We start from the raw sequence: 17,791 nt of genomic DNA, 5'->3' as shown, positions 1-17,791 counted from the left end.
GTAAGAGGGTCCGAGAGGTTGTTTTTAAGTTATCAAAGAGACGGGAAACGAAAGACTCTTACAGGAATGATGACAGGGTTAGGTCCCGCAGTGAGCAGTTGCGGCTCTAAAGAAGGCTGAACCATCGCACCTATGCCTGTAGGGAAAGCGATCCTATTCCCGCTAGTTTTGTAATAAAGGACTGATTATGTCCCCCATTTGCTTATCCGATGTGATAGAGGTTTTTTCGACATGGAAAATGAACCGTTCACGTTCAAAACTCTTCATTAATAAAGAAGAATAATAAGCTGTTTTTTAACTCGTTGTTAAATCGAATGGTAAATCAGGAAAACTCTACACACTCTATTAAGTATAGCACGAAAACCTTCATTATTTATAGAGTGCGATGAGGCCTATGAGTCAAAAGAAGGAAGCTGAATGTGGGTTAACAAAGGTTGATTCCCATTCCCCTGAAATTTTGATATGATTTACAGGTGATTGTAGACTATCTAAATCTAGTGGTGATTTGTTTGACTGAAAAAAAGACGAATGTAAATATATTAGACTTACCTTTTGAACATACGACAACCGAAGGCATGGTAGAGACGCTGGCGAACCATGCAAACCAGGAAGAAAAAGCATTTGTGGTGACAGCTAACCCAGAAATTGCGCTGGCTGCTTACAAAAGTGAGGAAAAACGGGCACTCTTAAATAACGCAACCTATATCACAGCCGATGGGATCGGGATCGTAAAAGCTGCTATCTGGACAGGGCAGTCGCTGCCAGAGCGTGTTACAGGTTTTGACTTATTCATGCGCCTGTTGGAACGAGCGAATGAAAACAAGCAGTCCATTTATTTGTTGGGAGCAAAAGAACATGTAATCGAAAAAGCTGCTACTGAAATTAAACGTCGTTATCCAGAAGTACGAGTTGTTGGGTATCATCATGGTTACTTTGACTGGAACGACCGCACAATAGAAGAAGAAATTCAGGCCCTCCAACCGGATTATGTCTTTCTCGCGCTCGGCTTTCCGCGCCAGGAGCGTTGGGTGTCCGAACGGTTTGAAAGTTTTCAGAAAGGCATCTTTATGGGCATCGGCGGAAGCTTCGACGTCTTAGCCGGCGAAGTAAAGCGTGCGCCAGTTTTTTGGCAGAAAATCAACCTGGAATGGCTATACCGCCTGCTCCAGCAACCATCACGTTGGAAGCGAATGCTTGCGATCCCGGTCTTTGTAGCTGCCGTACGAAAACATCACAGGAAAAAACAAACGAATGAGTAAGTCATTACTACAAAGTGCACTCTTTTTAACAGTAGCTACGTTTATTTCGAAGCTGCTTGGCAGTGTCTTTCGCATTCCCTTGCAAAATATTGCGGGGGATGACGTCTTCGGCATTTTTAACATGGTCTACCCCGTGTATATGACGGTGCTCATTTTATCGGTGGCGGGCATTCCGATTGCAATTTCAAAACTGATTTCTGAAGCGCGAGCTGATAACCGGCCTGATGATATCCGCGATATATTTGTGAGTGCTAGCCTGTTAGGTGCTGCGACCGGCGTGCTCAGTTTTCTTGCCCTTTTCTTTTTCGCCGAACAAATCGCCGTCCTGTTAGGCGGGGCGTACGCTACGTATGCAGTGATGGTGGTTGCATTTGCGCTCATTATCGCCCCGTATATGGCTGTGTACCGTGGGTTTTTCCAGGGATATGAAGATATGCGCCCCACGGCCATTTCTCAAGTTCTTGAACAACTAGTGCGAGTCGCTTTTATTCTCATTATGGCGATCGTGCTCGTGGAGTACGGTGCGGCAAGTGACGTGGTCGCAGGCGGCGTCATGATCGGTTCCTCGCTTGGGGCGTTAGCCTCGTTCCTCTATTTGCGACGCCGTTTCAGCTCTGCTGGGGTGAAGCCGAAAGCCCAGGTCCCTTTTTCCTGGCAGCGATTTAAGCTCTGGAGCGTTCGCATCTTGAAGGTGGCATTGCCAATCTGTGCCGGCGCGCTGGTTATGCCGGTGTTGACGATGATTGATTCAGTAACGGTGCCAGTTCGCCTCAGTGACTTCGGCTATTCCCAGGCTGAAGTGCCGGATGCGTACGGCGTGTACTCGCGCGGGCTTGCGCTTGTCCAGATTGCAGTCGTGTTTGCAAGCGCCTTGATTCTGCCTTTAATTCCAGCAATTACAGGAGCTTTGGCTAAAAAAGAAGAGCAGGAGGCGGTCCGATTGGTGGAGAAGTCGATGACATTTAGTCATCTCACTTCCTGGCCCGCCGCATTCGGGCTCGTGGCGCTTACGCTTCCGCTCAATGTCGCGCTGTTTGGCGATACGCTTGGTACAACGGTGATTATGATTGTGCATTTGAGTGCAGCTTCCACCGCCTTTGCTGTACTAACGACGGGGATTTTGCAAGGAATGAACCGTTCGATGCACGCCGCTGTGATTGTGTTGTCGGGTGCTGTGATAAAAGCGGTTCTGAACTTGGTGTTTGTGCCGATGTATGGGACACTAGCTGCGGCCTGGTCGACGTTAATCGTTTATACGCTTGTAAGTGGTTGTAACATTTGGATGATGAAACGCGGATTGCCACACTCCCTGCAGTGGCGCAAGTTTGCTGTTTGTTTAGGAGCAAGTGTGTTAATGGCCGCCGTCTTGATGGCTCCGTTTGCCTTTGTGGACATGGCAGATTGGTCGCGCCTCGCGGCTTTGGCCTACGTGGCAGCTGGTGTGATCGTAGGCGGAGTGATTTTCACTACGCTTGTGCTGGCTGGACGTGTCCTTAGCCGAGAAGAATTGAGAAACCTTCCTGTCGTTAAACGATGGGTGAAATAAATGTGTGAAGGTTCCGTGCCTGAATAAGGAGAGATGAAACATCAATGTTTAAAAAAATCAGCTGGGGTCTGCTGGTACTAATTGTCCTACTTGCTTTGCCGGCGACGTGGGACCGGGTGCAGACTGAAGAAGCAAACCCGTATTATGAAATAGGTGTCCCCGATGAACAAATCGAAGACATGGCTGATGCGCTTCAGTCTTTTCAGGATGAAGAGGATATTCTAGATGAATTAAGAGCATCGGGCGTCCGCTCAGTCGCGGTCGAATCATTGACGCTAAGTGATTTGGAAGATAAGGATATTATAGATGAAATTGATGAAGTGGACTTAGTGGCAGATTATGGCATGGAGGAAGAAGAACTGCCAGAACATCCTGGTTTATTTTTAAAAATCCATGAACCAGAACATGAGCTGTTAGAGCAAGTAGAGACAGCTTTTAATTTTCACTTGGAACAATTTGTAGAAGAGGCAGAAACAACGTTCATCGATGAGGATGACAGCTTTTCAGTAACTTCTTTTTCGAGGGAAGATCAAGAGTTTTATTATTTGCCTTATGCTGAGCGGCTGCTTTCGATGCCGATCGGCTACGACTGGGAGCGAATTGAACAGCTGGCTGATCACGGCTTTAAGCCGTTGCCTCGTCCATCAGACGATCTACATTATGTTGAAGATCCTACGCATTATATGTACGGCGAATTGGAACGGATGACAGAATATGACGCGCAACAAGTCATGTTTTTAGGGTCAGAAGTACCAGGATATGGTGGAGAGCTTGAAGGGATGCGTGTGTTTGCTGAGAATTTGAGAGATATGGGTTATCATTTCATGCCGATTGAATTTTCGGATCAGAATGGCCTGAGCTATATGATTCGTTCGCAAGATATGGATGATCGAGTCATTCGCTCGATCAGTCGCACGATTGGTAAAGATGGCGGTAATGAACTGGCGGAGCATGCTACTGTACTGACACGGGCAGCAAAAGAACGCAATATTCGTTATTTCCATGTAAACCCACTCATTGATAGAAATGATTTCAGCGAAACGTACTATACCCCACAAGAGGCTCAGCAGGGGCTGGAAGATACGACGGCTCTGGCTGAAATGATCCATACAGACATGCCAGCCTCGTTCAGCGGCGGTGAAGATATTGGAGCCGGAACATTTGCTGAACTTCACCAGCCTACTTGGTTAAAAGCTTTGACGATCTTAGGGACAATTGTATTGAGCGGTCTTTTGCTGCATGATACATTTCCGCGCATAAAGTGGGCAGGTATGGCTGGACTTGCGCTTATCGCAGCAGCCTATGCCGTAACAGGAATGGACCTGCTATTGAAAGGATTTGCGCTGTTAGCTGGTGTAGTGGCGGCCATCTATGCAGTGTTATCCGTACGTGAAGTTCAATCTTGGAAGCATTTATTCTTAGTGTATATCCGCTCGGCAGCCATTACGCTGCTAGGAGCATGGCTCATTATTCATATGTTGTATGGACATGAATTTATCGTACACACCGACCAATTCACCGGAGTGAAAGTACTGGCCGGACTTCCATTTGCTGTTGGTGGGCTCTACATTTTCCGCCACCGTGTGTTGTGGCTGCTTCGGCTTCAAGTACGGTACTGGCACTTAGTATTGTTGGGTATCGCTGGCGGCCTCTTATTCTTTTATTTGATGCGTACTGGCAATGAAGGTGTAGTTCTCCCGTATGAAGCAGAAATTCGCCAGGGACTTGAAACTATTCTCTACGTTCGTCCGCGGACGACTGAGTTTTTAATCGGGATGCCTTTCTTTACGCTTGGTCTTTATATGATGATGAAAAAAGATTGGCTGGCCCCGTTCTTTCTTGTCTTTGGATTGCTCGGGTTTGCTTCAATGGTCGGAACGTTTACGCATTTACACACGCCATTGATTATTTCCGGCCTTCGTATGTTTTACGGGTTAGTCATCGGATTGGGTGTTGGAATGGTCTTTATCGGCATCTACCGCTTGATCAGGTACAGTGTATGTCCATGGATTAAAAAAAGGTGGTTTTAAGATGCACGTCGTTCTATCTGGTTTTTTTGGTTTTCAAAACGTGGGAGATGAAGCGATTTTAAAAGCAGTCATTGCTTCCCTGAGAAAAGAAAAGCAGGATATTGAAATCACAGTATTATCCAATGATCCAGAAGAAACGAAACAAACACATGGCGTTCATGCCGTGAACCGCTGGAGTGGAAAAGAGATTATACGAGCCATTCGCCGCGCTGATGGAGTGATCAGTGGAGGCGGCAGCCTGCTCCAAGATAAAACCGGGCCGCGGAGCGTTGTATATTATACAGCCATCATGAATTTTGCCCGCTTCTTTCGCAAGCCGTATGTCGTCTATGCGCAAGGGATAGGCCCGATTGAACGGAAGTGGGCCCGCAGGACAGCGGCGCATGCATTAAAACGCTCGGCGTTGCTCACGGTAAGAGATGAAGGATCTCACCAGTTTATAAAAGAGTTGGGTGTGAATAAGCCCATTGAGGTTGTCCCGGACCCGGTGCTAGCATTGGATGGCACGAGCCAGAGCTGCCCATGGCTGGATGAACAGGAATTTGACAAACCAATCTTGGCGGTTTCCGTACGTCCTTGGGATTCGTCAACCTCGTATCAAGATGCACTATCTGCCCTTCTAGACCATGAAGCCCGGCGCGGTTATCAGATTGCTTTTTTACCAATGCATACTGGTGAAGATGAAGAGGCAAGCGCTCTGGTACAAGCGAAAATGGAAGAGGAAGCAGTAATCGTTCCTAGTACTCTAGGAATTGAAGAAAAAATCGGGTTCATCGCTCGCTCTGCATTTTTAATCGGAATGCGACTGCATGCTTTAATTTTTGCGGCTATTGGACGTACTCCATTTCTTGCTTTATCGTATGACCCAAAAATTGATGCCTTTATCGATATGGCTGAACAGCCATTGTTAGGACACGTAGAAGATAAGCTGGAAGCAGATGAACTCATAACAACAGTGGATCATTTTGTTAAAGAGAAGACTGTATATAAAGAAAAACTGGAGCGTTATGTAGAACAAGCGCAGCAGGAAGTAGACCAGACGAGTAAAAAGGCAATCGACGTCTTTACAAAATAACGCATATAAGTTTAACCTATGAAAAAGGAACCTATTGCTAGCGCAGGTAGGTTCCTTTTTTATGAAGCTTCTGTTTTTGGATACTATTTTAAGAGAAGCACCACACGGGCTTTATATATGTGAAAAAGCTTAGCCACATGCTCAGTATTTTATGTAAAAATGTAGAATCTATTATAATTCACGAAAAAGAAATATATTTGTCATAAAGGATATGCTATAATTTTTGGTGTTGAATGCACGAGAACTCAAAAAAAGAAACCAAATTAGAACTTACCTTTATCTGTTTTAACCAGATAGTTTATTCTTTATACGTAGGCTTGGTAACTTTCTAAGATCGCGTCTTTGCACACAGTTTCAGCTGCATATGGCAACATTTTTGCCCAGCCGTTACAGGGAGCAGCTACCAGCGGTCATCTTTTCATTTATATTCGCCTATACCTACGCACCAGACTAAAGGAAACCAAAAATACGCTAATGGTTCCTGTATCATTGAAGGAGGGTCAATGTTGCTTATATTGACGCTTGTCGTATGTTTTATTGCATCTTTAGTATTAACTCCAGTCGTTAAAAAATTCGCCATAAAAATTGGTGCAACTGACCAGCCCAACAATCGAAAAGTCCATCAAAAAGTAATGGCGCGCCTCGGCGGCCTAGCCATTTACCTTAGCTTTCTGATCGGTTACGCCATCCTTCAGCCGGACAGTCCGTACATGTGGCCCATTTTGATCGGGGCTTCCATCATTATTTTAACCGGCTTCCTTGATGATTTAACCGAATTATCGGCTAAGTTAAAGCTGTTTGGTCAAATAGCTGCAGCAGCAGTTGTGATCATTGGCGGTGTGCAGATTGATTTTATCAACTTGCCTTTTGATGCTCAGCTCCAGCTCGGCATTTTATCCATTCCGCTGACGCTATTGTGGATTATCGGAATTACGAATGCAATTAATTTGATTGATGGACTGGACGGCTTGGCGGCAGGTGTATCATCAATTGTCCTGCTTACCATATCTATACTGGCAGCCTTACAGGGTAATATATATATCGCAGGACTCGCATTAATCCTATTAGGAAGTACGCTCGGCTTTCTTGTGCATAACTTTAACCCAGCGAAAATATTTATGGGAGACACCGGTTCCATGTTTCTCGGCTTTATGATAGCCGTCATCTCTCTCTTAGGGTTTAAAAACGTAACCTTATTCTCGTTAGTTGTTCCAGTTATTGTACTTGCTGTGCCGATCTCGGATACGTTCTATGCAATTATCCGCCGAATTGTAAACAGACAACCGCTCTCTGCGCCGGACAAATCACACATGCATCACTGTTTACTCCGGGCAGGCTACAGCCATCGCCAAACCGTATTATTAATTTATGCAATGAGTGGCTTTTTCGGTCTGGCAGCGGTCATGTTCACCTTATCAACACTATGGGTAGCTCTATTCATTATGACGGGATTACTCGTAATGATTGAGCTATTAGCAGAACGAATTGGCCTTGTGAACGACCAATTTCGTCCTGTCAGCAACTTCATGCGCCGCTTAAATAATACACGGCGTGTTCCGTAAACTCGTATAAGAAGAGGAGCTGTTCCAAGACAAGGAACAGCTCCTTTTTGCTTTCGGTAAATATGTGTGGTGCGGAGCGGGCTGGCGGAGCCAGGTGCGACGTATGGATTGCTGTTCATTGAGCGCTTCTTCACGGACATTGATTCCGCTTATTATTCAATTATGGCCTTTTTATTATCGAATGGTGATCTTATTCCTCTAATTTGACAAAACGCACTCGATCTCCAGCCGCTCATTAAGAGTTGCTATTTACATGCATTTTACGCCTAGTTCGTGGCCAAGAGACTCACTTGCTCGCCTCCTCAACTCTTTCTCATTATAAGGTTCCCGGCTCATGAGTGCAGCTTCGCATGTTTCCCCTCCTGTATTTGCACTTATGTCAGCGATGCATACGGAATCACGTAGCTTTCATATGAGGATTAGAAAAGGGGCTGCTTTTTTGGGACAGCCCCTTCATTATTACCTTCAAAATACGTTTATTCATCTTCTGCATTTTGCACATCTTCATTCATTTGTAAATGATTTTGCAACGTTCCCGATAATTCTTGTAAAGCCCCTTCGTCAATTTCAAAATAATACCCATAGTCCAGACGTAAGTCTGTTCCATCCAGGGTATGCTGCTCAATCTCACCGACTGAGCCGGCATAATTGTGCAGCGAAAGCAAATTGCCGAAACTTAAGTTTGTAACCATGTGTCGGTCAATACTATCGAGCACCGAGCCAAACTGTGTGATTGTAGAAAATGAAGTTCCGCGCTCAATCACACCTTCAATAATATCTTGCTGGCGGTTACCACGGCCAATATCGCCGGCTGGATCTTGCTTTCTCATCCGCGCATAAGCGAGGGCTTCTTCACCATCTAATACTTGCTCACCTTCTTCAATCGTAATGGCATCGTGATTATCCTCACTATCCATTTCCGTAAAAGCAAGCGGTGAATCGACTTCAATACCGCCAAGCGTATCTATAATCTCTATAAATGCAGTAAAATTCATCTTCGTATAATAATCTACCGGAATATCAAATAATTGCTCGACCGTTTCCACAGCGAGATCTGTTCCGCCAAACGCGTGGGCATGTGAAATTTTATCACGACTGTCCCGCCCAGGAATGTGAACAAGCGAGTCACGTGGAATGCTTACCATTTTTACGGAATCATCTTCCTTATTAAATGTCGCTAAAATCATCGCATCCGTGCGCCCGGATAGATCGCCATCTCGAGAATCGACACCCAAAAACAGCATCGAAATACTGTCATCGCCAGGGTCCACCGCCTCTTCACGCATCTCTGATTTCTCCCCGCGCTCAAGCGGCTCATTATTATCAGCCGTCACTGTCATAATTTGATATACAATATAAGCACTGGCTCCTCCCAACACTATAAAAGACGTCAGTCCGATAATCACAAACCAGCGCCATATGTGACGCGAGCGCCTGTGCTTCTGGCGAGAACGCCTTCCGACCGTACGAGACTCATTATTGTCCATAAGACGGACCCCTTTATACCTATATTCAGACGCATTAATTTTACACGACTTACAAAACTTAGACAATGCCTCTTTTTGTATTGTCGCTTTCATACCTAAAACGTTACAACTTCTTTAAATAAAAGGTACCTGTGGTCATTATTGTTGACTTTTTTCAGGTGGTTCGCGCCGTGAACCAGGCTGTTATTCTCCTAGGTATTAGGCAGGGGGGCGTTCATCCCACCTTTGTCGGTAGGTAGCCTGAACGACACTAGAAGAAGTATATTAATTACCGAAAATGATTCAATTTCATAATGACATTTTATGAGCAATAAAACGAATGATATCTATTTATTTTTTGACTTACTATACGGCAGTTCAAAAGTGACTGAAACGTAAGGCGGCGACTCCCAGAGGATCAAGCGCAGTCTGAAGATCCAGTTTTTCGAGGGTAAAACCCATCGAAAAAGTTAGCTGAAGACAAGCCCTCGGGAAAGCGTCCGGCTGAAGAGAAGGTCACCTTCATGATTCGGATGTTCACATCTTATATTCAATTATGAAATTAATTCAAACTAACGAGTGATTTATTATATCGTATTTTAAGCCATCCGGTGCGGTTTAAGCAGCACATGTCTCATTAACAAAATAAATTATTTGAAATTTTTGAATGATCAGCATTGACCCATTAATTTATTTGTCTTACAATTTAAATGTAATATTTTATTTGTCAGACAATATTAATATAAAACAAATATAATTGTTTATTAAATTATATTGGAGGCTTACTTATATGGACGATAACAATAATACGGAAATAGACATGAAATCGTTAAAACGGAAAACGCTTTCTGAACAAGTGATAGATGAAATTATTAATTTATTAATGACAGGGAAGTTGAAACCAGGAGACCGTCTACCTTCCGAACAAGAGTTCATGAAAATGTGTAATGTCAGCAGGCCAGTCATTCGAGAAGCATTAGCTTCATTAGAAGTTATGGGGATCGTTAATCGGAAGACGCGGCATGGCACTTTTTTTTCTGAACAAATTGGCAGTAGACCATTTGCAATGATGTTAGCTTTGTCGGCTTCTAATTTATCATCAATTATAGAAATAAGAGTTGCATTAGAACTAGGGTTAGTGACTCTAGCTGCAGAAAAGATAACAGATGAAGATTTAGAGAGGTTAAAAGAAACGATTGAAAAAATGAAAAAGTTGCCTACGGAAGATTCAAGTGAAGAGGATAAGGAATTTCATAAAATAATTGCTCATAGTGCAAAAAATCCTTTGTTTGAAGGAGTGATCAACCCCCTTCAACAATTCCATGACCAAATGTTAGGCAATATTCCAATTGAAGATAGAGATTTGAAAGTGACTTTAGAACATCATATTAATATTTACGACGCTTTAGTTAAAAGAGACCCCGTAGAAGCTTATGCTAGCATGTACCATCATCTTAACTATGTGAAAAATAAAGCTATTAATAATTTGCATCGCATTTAAAAAATGAAGTATATTCCTGAACAGTAGAGGTATATTCGTTTGATAAAAAATTGTTCACTATAAGCACGAGAGCCCCATTATTATAGTGAACAAAATTTTCGCGAAAAATGATAGCGTTTACAATAAAGGCTATTATTTAAAATAAACGAGGGGGTACTTATGACAAATAAAACGTTAAGAAGCCGAGAAGTAGTAGAAGGTCATGACCGGGGAGCTCAACGAGCATTGTTAGCCTCATCAGGTGTCCAGAAACGAAATTTATCTAAACCTTTTATCGGCATCGTTAATACGTACAATGGAATGCATGCGGGGCATGTTCATTTGAATGGTTTGGCTGAACTTGTGCAAGAAGGGATTAACGATGCAAATGGCTTACCGTTTGAATTTGGCACTATAGCTTTATGTGATGGTATTGCTCAGGGCCATGAAGGGATGCATTATGTGTTGCCAAGTAGAGAATGTATTGCAGATTCGATTGAACTGACAGCGCAAGCCCACCGTTTGGATGGATTAGTTATGCTTGGTAGCTGCGACAAGATTGTTCCAGGTATGTTAATGGCAGCAAACAGACTTAACATCCCCTCTTTACTAGTAACAGGAGGACCGATGAAACCTGGCAAATACGATGGGAAAAGCCGGGCCATATATGAACTACGAGAAGCTGCCGGCCAATTAAAACGAGGGAAAATAACAGAAGAAGAATATGAAGATTATCAAAAAAAGATCACACGAGGACCTGGCTCATGCGCCATGATGGGCACAGCCAATACGATGTGTTTACTTACCGAATTGGTAGGGCTTTCCCTCCCAGGGTGTGCTACTTCTCATGCTGTAGATGAGGCCAAAGCCTACATTGCTAGAGAAAGCGGAAAGCGAATAGTGGAAATGGTAGAAGAAGATCTGAAACCTAGAGACCTGATGACTGAGCAGGCGTTTAAAAATGCTGTTACGATGTCTATGGCAATAGGTGGTTCCACAAATACGTTGCTGCATGTACCAGCAATTGCGAGAGAGTCTGGAATTACAATTACACCAGATGATTTTGAAGAAACGAGTCAGAATACTCCATTAATTATCAAAGCCAAACCATCAGGAGATCACACCCTTTACGACGTTGATGAAGCAGGAGGGGTACCAGTTGTCATTAAGGAATTGTCTTCACTCTTAGATATGAGTCAAAGAACCGCTTATGGCGATCGTTTAGAAGAATCGGTCCGACATGTAGAAAACTTAAGGCCAGATGTGATTAGACCCTTAAAGGAGGCATACTCCTCACAGGGAAGTCTAGCTATATTAAAAGGCAATTTATCACCAAAAGGGTGTGTCGTAAAGCAAGGAGCAGTGGTGGACGCCATGAAGCAACATACCGGGCCTGCAAGAGTATTTGATAGCCAAGAGGAAGCAATTGAAGCGATGAAAAATGATCAAATTATCAGTGGAGATGTGATAGTGATTAGATATGAAGGGCCGAGCGGAGGACCAGGAATGCGGGAAATGCAAGCAGCAACTACCGTTTTAATGGGGATGGGACTTGGAGAAAGTGTTGCTTTGGTCACTGATGGGCGTTTTTCCGGGTCTACTAGAGGTCCTTGCATTGGGCACGTCTCACCTGAAGCAGCAGCTGGAGGACCAATCTCACTCGTTGAAGACGGAGACCACATTTCAATAGATACAAAAAATAGAGCGATTAAGCTGCACGTGGATGAGAAGGAACTAGAACAGCGCAGACAGGTATGGGAGCCAAAACCTCCTAAATTCACCAGTGGAATTTTGCAACGATATGCCAAGAGTGTTAGCTCTGCAGATAAAGGAGCAGTATTAGGATAAATAAAGAGAAATTCATGTCTAATTTTCTGATTAGTTTGAAAACATTCATGCAAAAGGGGAGAATTTTTATTCAAATTACAGATGTTTCTTTACGTGTAGTAGGTGTGCCAAGAACTACTGGCTTTGTTAATAAACATATTATCGTTCAATTAAATACCGATGAAAATATTACTGGCATAGGTGAAATGTCTGACTTTTCTCATCTGCCTCGCTATTCTCCGGATGTAGGAGACTTAGAAGTAGTGTTGCAAAATATATTAATTGGAAAAAACCCTTTCGATGTAGCCCTCATCAACAATGAATTATTAGATAATTTCCCTGAAGCTATGTATTACTATGAGAAAGGTAGTTTCATTAGAAATGGTGTCGATCAAGCATTATATGATGTGTGCGGCAAATATTTAGGAATTTCTGTATCTGAACTTTTAGGTGGTCAAATTCATGATGAAATTAAGGTTTGCTATCCCATTTTTAGACATCGTTTTTTGAGTGAAGTAGAGGAGAATGTAAATACAGTACGCCAGCGGTACAAAGAAGGCTTTGATGTTTTTCGATTATACGTAGGGAAAAACCTTGAAGCAGACGAGGCCTTTTTGTCGCAGGTAAAGCAAGAGTTTGGAACTAAGATACGCATTAAATCTCTAGATTTTAGTCATTTATTAAACTGGAAAGAAGCTGCTAGAGCGGTGAAAAGGTTATCATCGTATGATTTTGATTTAATTGAAAGCCCAGCGTATCGAAACGATTTTGATGGTTTGTATCATTTTAGGTTAAAAATTGACCACCCCGTAAGTGAACACGTCTGGAGCTTACGACAACAATACGAAATGATCAAGAAGGACTCTGTAGATATATTCAATGTATCTCCTAGTTTTATTGGCGGGCTCTCAAGTGCTCGCAAGATTATAAATGCAGCAGAGGTTGCAGGGAAGAGTTGTTTGCTAGGCACCACTCAGGAATTATCTATTGCTACTACTGCAATGGCACACTTAGGAAGCTCGATGACAAATTTAGACTATGTATCAGACCCTACTGGACCTTGTTTGTATACTGACGATGTCGTAACAGAGCCGATAAAGTATAAAAACGGCTATTTACTTGTCCCCAACCGCAGTCGCCCCGGCTTAGGAATTGAACTAGATCATAGAGCTCTAGAACGGTTAAAAGTTAACGATTTAAGTTGGGGAGAAGTTACTGTTCATCAATTACAAGACCGAACAGCAAACAGCACTACTTAATTTAAAATATCACCCTTATAACAATTAACACCAAAACGGTTTAAGGGGGAACAAGTTATGATGAATATTTCCATTACTACAAATAGGTTTGAATTAACTGAACAAGATTTTAAGCAGATGAGTCAAATCGGTATAGATTATGTAGACTTTGGAAATGGGCAATCTTTTCCGGGGGTTAACGAGGAAGGATTTCCAGATCTGGATGAAGTGCTTAAGATGAAAAGAAAACTCCAGTCCTGGGGGCTTGATATAAATCGAGTAACCCTGCCTAATATTAGCGAAAAGTTTATGGAAGGAGATACTGAAGCCTTTCAGGAAGTGGAGAATTCGGTAAAAGCAATAAAAGTGTTTTCTGAAGCAAAGATCCCTATTGTAAGGCAGCGTTTTGCTAAAGATACGTTCCCCCATTTAACGACGAACTATAAAGCCCGCCAAAGAGGTGGAGCTGAAGCACGAGGGGAAAGTCTAGGATTTACAAAAACTGCACAGCCTACTCCAACTTTAGAAGAGTCTGCATATTGGTGGGATAGATTTTGTGAGGCTTATAAATATTTGGTTCCTGCAGCTACAGAGCATCAAGTTAAACTAGCTATGCATCCATCTGATACACCTAATCATGATACCCCTTTCGGCGGGTTGGGCTATCGGAGAATTATAGATGCCTTTCCTAACAAAAATGTAGGTTACGTTTATTGTGTAGGAACTAGAGCCGAAGAAGGAGGCAGCTCGTTAGTACTGGATGAAATTAATCAGTACGGAAGAAAAGGGAGGATCTTCTTAGTTCACTTTAGGAATGTAAGAGGCAGTTTGCCGACAGCGGGAGCATTTGAGGAAGCGTTATTGGATGAGGGAGATATGAACATGTTTAAGATTTTATGGGAACTGTATAAAGTTGGATATGATGGATGCTTAAATCCTGATCATATCCCCCATTTAGACGGTGAGAATATAGAACAGAACAAAGCGTGGGAGTATTCCAATATCGGCTGGAGTACTTCAAGCATGGGATGGGGGTATTCAATAGGTTATATTAAAGCCTTATTAGCCGCTTTGACTGAATTTGTTGGTAAAAGGTAAGAGCGCTGCAAATAACGTGGTAAAGGGGTGAAAGGTTGAAACAAAACAGTGATATTTATGCTGCTATATTTTTTATCATTTTGTCTATTGTTATGTACTTTTCTAGTCAGAATATTCAGCGATTAACGGTAGATGCAATAGGAGCAGATTTTTTTCCGCAATTAGCTTCAGCAGGTATTTTCATATTTAGCACGGCTTTACTAATCAAAGGCTTAAAAACTGGAAGAGAACTAAAGAAGATGGAACAAAAAGAGTTAAATACAAGCCAGAAAGATTCCACTCCTAGTTTTTCGAAAGAGCAAGCCATCCCTGTGCTAGCTACGATGGGATTAATTATCGTCTATCTTTTGTTACTACGAGAAATAGGTTTTCTTATCATGACTACTATATATTTAGTATTACAAATGTATGTGTTGGCTAAACCAGCACAAAGAAATTTACCCCTATTCCTCGTAATTGCTGTAGTAGTAGCTGGTGTCGTTTATTACGTTTTCCGTTATTTCTTCAATTTGATGCTACCTACGGGGATTCTCGGCTAAAGAAGGGAGGGATTAAATGTTCGAATTAATTCAAGCAGGTTTTTCAACAGTGTTTACACTAGACACGATGCTCTTAGTCCTCTTTGGAGTAGCATTAGGATTAGTATTTGGTTCTATTCCTGGTTTAACAGCAACGATGGGCATTGCTATATGTTTGCCCATCACGTTTGGGATGGAAGCAACAGACGGCATGGCACTTCTAATGGGATTATATATCGGCGGGGTGTCTGGCGGGTTGATTCCAGCCATATTGTTAAACATACCAGGGACTCCTTCTAATATATCTACCACTTTCGATGGGTATCCTATGGCTCAAAACGGGCAACCAGGAAAGGCATTTGGATTAGCGCTAGTCTTTTCTTTCTTGGGTGGGTTATTTAGTATATTGATCCTCATGTTTATATCTCCTCCGTTAGCTGACTTTGCCTTACGATTTGGTCCATTTGAGTATTTTGCCGTGACGATGTTCGCTTTAACTATGATATCTAGTTTGTCAGGAGATTCTATCAACAAAGGGATCATCAGCGGCTTTATTGGTCTAAGTTTAGCCATGGTTGGTTCAGCCCCCATAGACTCATACCCACGATTTACGTTTGGTTTTAATCAATTGGATGCAGGGTTTGATTTGCTGCCGGTACTGATAGGACTTTTCGCCATTTCGGAAGTGTTAAAGATTGCTGAACGAAAAAACAATCCACTGAACACGAAAACACCAACCAATTATAAAGTAAAAGGCTTTGGCTTTTCAGTGGTTGAATTTACGAAACAAGGGTGGAATTGGTTCCGTTCTAGTGTAATTGGAGTGGGGATTGGTATCTTACCAGGGATCGGGGGAGGTACCGCTAACATTATCTCTTACGTCACAGCAAAAAACCGATCCAAACATCCAGAAAAGTTTGGAACAGGCCACTCTGATGGCATTGTTGCCTCAGAATCAGCAAATAATGCAGCAATTGGAGGAGCATTGGTACCTTTAATTGCGCTCGGTATTCCGGGTGATACCGTAACTGCCCTGTTATTAGGTGGACTCATGTTACACGGTTTAAACCCTGGGCCACTCTTATTCGAACAAAGTGGAGAAGTTGTTTATCTTATCTTTGCTGCTTTAATCGTCGCCAATGTAGTGATGATCGTACTCTTATTCTTTGGAATGAGATTCTTTATTAAACTATTAAGCATCCCCCAACATATCCTTTTACCTATCATCTTAATCTTGTGTGTAGTAGGGGCTTTTGGGGTGAATAACCGCTTGTTTGACGCTGGCGCTTTGGTGTTCTTTGGAATTTTAGGGTACGTGCTCTTGAAATTCAAGTTTCCAATTGTACCCGTCATCTTAGGATTTATTTTAGGGCCTATAGCTGAAACAAATTTACGTAGAGGCTTAATGCAGACGCAAGGTGATTTCTTACCTTTCTTGACGCAGCCTATCGCTGCAACGTTCTTAATCTTAGCGCTACTTTCAGTTTTAATTAAAGCGCGTCAAAACTTTAAGAATAAAGAAAGACCGGAACAAAGCAGTACTTGAGCTTACGAAGAGGCAAATTTTGATTTTAATAGGTTATTCCTATTGAAATAAATAAGATCTGGAGGGGTTAAAGTGAAAGCATCTTTTAAACCAGTACAATTAGTTGGGGCGTTACTTTTATCAACTTCGATGCTGTTAGTGGCTTGTGGGGAAGAAGAAGTAGATACAGGTGCTGATGATGGGGGAGCAGATGATGAAAGTGAAGAGGAAAACGATGTAGTAGCTGAGAGTAATGATGAGGATGAAGAAGAATCTGATACTGGTGATTATCCTTCTGAAACAATTGAAATTGTGGTCCCGGCAGGCCCTGGTGGTGATACGGATTTAAACGTCCGGACGTTAAGTGAGCCATTACAAGAGGAATTAGGAGAAGACATGGTAGTAACGAATGTTGAAGGAGCGGGTGGTACCACAGGTTCAAGTGAGATTTTAAATGCCGAACCTGATGGTCACCAAGTATTGTTTTTCCATAACTCCATGTTAATTAACGAGATTTTAGGGTTGGCTGATTATGGCTATGAAGATTTTAAACTAGCAGGCATTCCTATTTTAGATGAAGGTAATGGATTTTTTGTCAATGCAGACTCCCCATTTGATGGGATAGATGATTTAGTAGAGCATGCACAGGAAAATCCAGGGGATGTCGATGTAGCAACAGAGTTTGGCGCGTTTACTCACTTGCAGCTTTTGGCGTTGGAAGATGAGACAGGTGCTGACTTTAACATTGTTGATGTCGGCGGGGCCTCAGATAAAGTAGCCGCTCTTCAAGGTGAACAAATTGATGTAAACCCAACGCAATACGGGTTGGTTAAGGAATATATCGATTCTGGAGATTTCAAAACATTAGGAATTTTAGCTGAAGATACGGTTCCATTAATGGATGATGTACCAACCTTTAGAGACCAAGGAGTCGATATTTCTTTTGAGAAGTTCTTCTTCTTCGCTTTTCCACCTGAAACACCAGACGATATTGTGAATACATTTACAGAAGCCTTGCAAACTGTCGTTGAGGAAAATGAAGAATATCAACAAGATGCTGAAGACTTTTACGTCTCACCAACTTATTTAGATCCGGATGAAGCCTATGACCTATTGGATGAATCAAAAGAATTCTATGAAGAGCTGCTAGCAGATGTGGATGAATAA

The 17,791-nt window shown here is 42.5% G+C and carries 13 protein-coding genes; 12 read left to right on the top strand and 1 reads right to left on the bottom strand.

The window, feature by feature from the left end; all coding sequences use genetic code 11:
• The first annotated feature begins 509 nt into the window (after positions 1–509).
• From D469_RS0103775 to D469_RS0103755, 5 genes are all read left to right on the top strand, one after another.
• Positions 510–1,259, top strand: coding sequence for a WecB/TagA/CpsF family glycosyltransferase (locus D469_RS0103775; protein WP_018922036.1), 750 nt, complete (start codon positions 510–512; stop codon positions 1,257–1,259).
• On the top strand, positions 1,252–2,805 hold the full coding sequence (locus D469_RS0103770; RefSeq protein ID WP_018922035.1) for a putative polysaccharide biosynthesis protein: 1,554 nt from the start codon (positions 1,252–1,254) through the stop codon (positions 2,803–2,805). The genes D469_RS0103775 and D469_RS0103770 overlap by 8 nt, the downstream gene beginning before the upstream one ends.
• Positions 2,806–2,849: 44 nt before the next feature.
• Positions 2,850–4,835: a DUF5693 family protein gene (locus D469_RS0103765; protein ID WP_018922034.1), complete on the top strand. Its 1,986-nt coding sequence runs from the start codon at positions 2,850–2,852 to the stop codon at positions 4,833–4,835.
• A 1-nt stretch (position 4,836) separates the two neighbouring features.
• A complete protein-coding gene (gene csaB, locus D469_RS0103760; RefSeq protein WP_018922033.1) occupies positions 4,837–5,910 on the top strand; it encodes a polysaccharide pyruvyl transferase CsaB in 1,074 nt (357 codons plus the stop codon).
• A gap of 503 nt (positions 5,911–6,413) precedes the next feature.
• The gene (locus D469_RS0103755; RefSeq protein ID WP_018922032.1) at positions 6,414–7,472 is read left to right on the top strand and encodes a glycosyltransferase family 4 protein; all 1,059 of its coding nucleotides are present in this window, start codon (positions 6,414–6,416) and stop codon (positions 7,470–7,472) included.
• 476 nt (positions 7,473–7,948) lie between these two features.
• Here D469_RS0103755 and D469_RS0103750 read toward each other — a convergent pair whose 3' ends face one another.
• Positions 7,949–8,959, bottom strand: a complete 1,011-nt coding sequence (locus D469_RS0103750; protein ID WP_018922031.1) for an LCP family glycopolymer transferase — start codon at positions 8,957–8,959, stop codon at positions 7,949–7,951.
• Positions 8,960–9,728: 769 nt separating this feature from the next.
• Between D469_RS0103750 and D469_RS0103745 the strand changes: the two genes are divergently transcribed.
• The 7 genes from D469_RS0103745 (at position 9,729) to D469_RS0103715 (ending at position 17,791) form a co-directional block, all read left to right on the top strand.
• Positions 9,729–10,439 (top strand): FadR/GntR family transcriptional regulator, encoded by a 711-nt coding sequence (locus D469_RS0103745; protein ID WP_018922030.1) that lies wholly within the window; start codon positions 9,729–9,731, stop codon positions 10,437–10,439.
• Between the two features lie 159 nt (positions 10,440–10,598).
• Positions 10,599–12,266 carry a dihydroxy-acid dehydratase gene (ilvD, locus tag D469_RS0103740; RefSeq protein WP_018922029.1) on the top strand — a complete coding sequence of 556 codons (1,668 nt, stop codon included), beginning with the start codon at positions 10,599–10,601 and terminating at the stop codon, positions 12,264–12,266.
• A gap of 14 nt (positions 12,267–12,280) precedes the next feature.
• A complete protein-coding gene (locus D469_RS0103735) occupies positions 12,281–13,504 on the top strand; it encodes a mandelate racemase/muconate lactonizing enzyme family protein (RefSeq protein ID WP_018922028.1) in 1,224 nt (407 codons plus the stop codon).
• Between the two features lie 57 nt (positions 13,505–13,561).
• Positions 13,562–14,581, top strand: coding sequence for a mannonate dehydratase (locus tag D469_RS0103730; RefSeq protein ID WP_018922027.1), 1,020 nt, complete (start codon positions 13,562–13,564; stop codon positions 14,579–14,581).
• Between the two features lie 35 nt (positions 14,582–14,616).
• On the top strand, positions 14,617–15,120 hold the full coding sequence (locus D469_RS20925) for a tripartite tricarboxylate transporter TctB family protein (protein WP_018922026.1): 504 nt from the start codon (positions 14,617–14,619) through the stop codon (positions 15,118–15,120).
• A 16-nt stretch (positions 15,121–15,136) separates the two neighbouring features.
• The gene (locus D469_RS0103720; protein WP_018922025.1) at positions 15,137–16,645 is read left to right on the top strand and encodes a tripartite tricarboxylate transporter permease; all 1,509 of its coding nucleotides are present in this window, start codon (positions 15,137–15,139) and stop codon (positions 16,643–16,645) included.
• A gap of 72 nt (positions 16,646–16,717) precedes the next feature.
• Positions 16,718–17,791 (top strand): tripartite tricarboxylate transporter substrate binding protein, encoded by a 1,074-nt coding sequence (locus D469_RS0103715; protein WP_018922024.1) that lies wholly within the window; start codon positions 16,718–16,720, stop codon positions 17,789–17,791.

Origin of the sequence: Salsuginibacillus kocurii DSM 18087 (assembly GCF_000377705.1) — a bacterium.
Taxonomy (GTDB): domain Bacteria; phylum Bacillota; class Bacilli; order Bacillales; family Marinococcaceae; genus Salsuginibacillus; species Salsuginibacillus kocurii.
This window is presented reverse-complemented; position numbering and strand designations above follow the sequence as displayed.

Excerpts from the sequence above, each read along its gene's own strand:
- D469_RS0103770 (WP_018922035.1), top strand. The coding sequence starts at position 1,252 with ATGAGTAAGTCATTACTACAAAGTGCACTCTTTTTAACAGTAGCTACG.
- D469_RS0103765 (WP_018922034.1), top strand. The coding sequence starts at position 2,850 with ATGTTTAAAAAAATCAGCTGGGGTCTGCTGGTACTAATTGTCCTACTT.
- csaB (WP_018922033.1), top strand. The coding sequence starts at position 4,837 with ATGCACGTCGTTCTATCTGGTTTTTTTGGTTTTCAAAACGTGGGAGAT.
- D469_RS0103755 (WP_018922032.1), top strand. The coding sequence starts at position 6,414 with ATGTTGCTTATATTGACGCTTGTCGTATGTTTTATTGCATCTTTAGTA.
- D469_RS0103750 (WP_018922031.1), bottom strand. The coding sequence starts at position 8,959 with ATGGACAATAATGAGTCTCGTACGGTCGGAAGGCGTTCTCGCCAGAAG.
- D469_RS0103745 (WP_018922030.1), top strand. The coding sequence starts at position 9,729 with ATGGACGATAACAATAATACGGAAATAGACATGAAATCGTTAAAACGG.
- ilvD (WP_018922029.1), top strand. The coding sequence starts at position 10,599 with ATGACAAATAAAACGTTAAGAAGCCGAGAAGTAGTAGAAGGTCATGAC.
- D469_RS0103735 (WP_018922028.1), top strand. The coding sequence starts at position 12,281 with ATGTCTAATTTTCTGATTAGTTTGAAAACATTCATGCAAAAGGGGAGA.
- D469_RS0103730 (WP_018922027.1), top strand. The coding sequence starts at position 13,562 with ATGATGAATATTTCCATTACTACAAATAGGTTTGAATTAACTGAACAA.
- D469_RS0103720 (WP_018922025.1), top strand. The coding sequence starts at position 15,137 with ATGTTCGAATTAATTCAAGCAGGTTTTTCAACAGTGTTTACACTAGAC.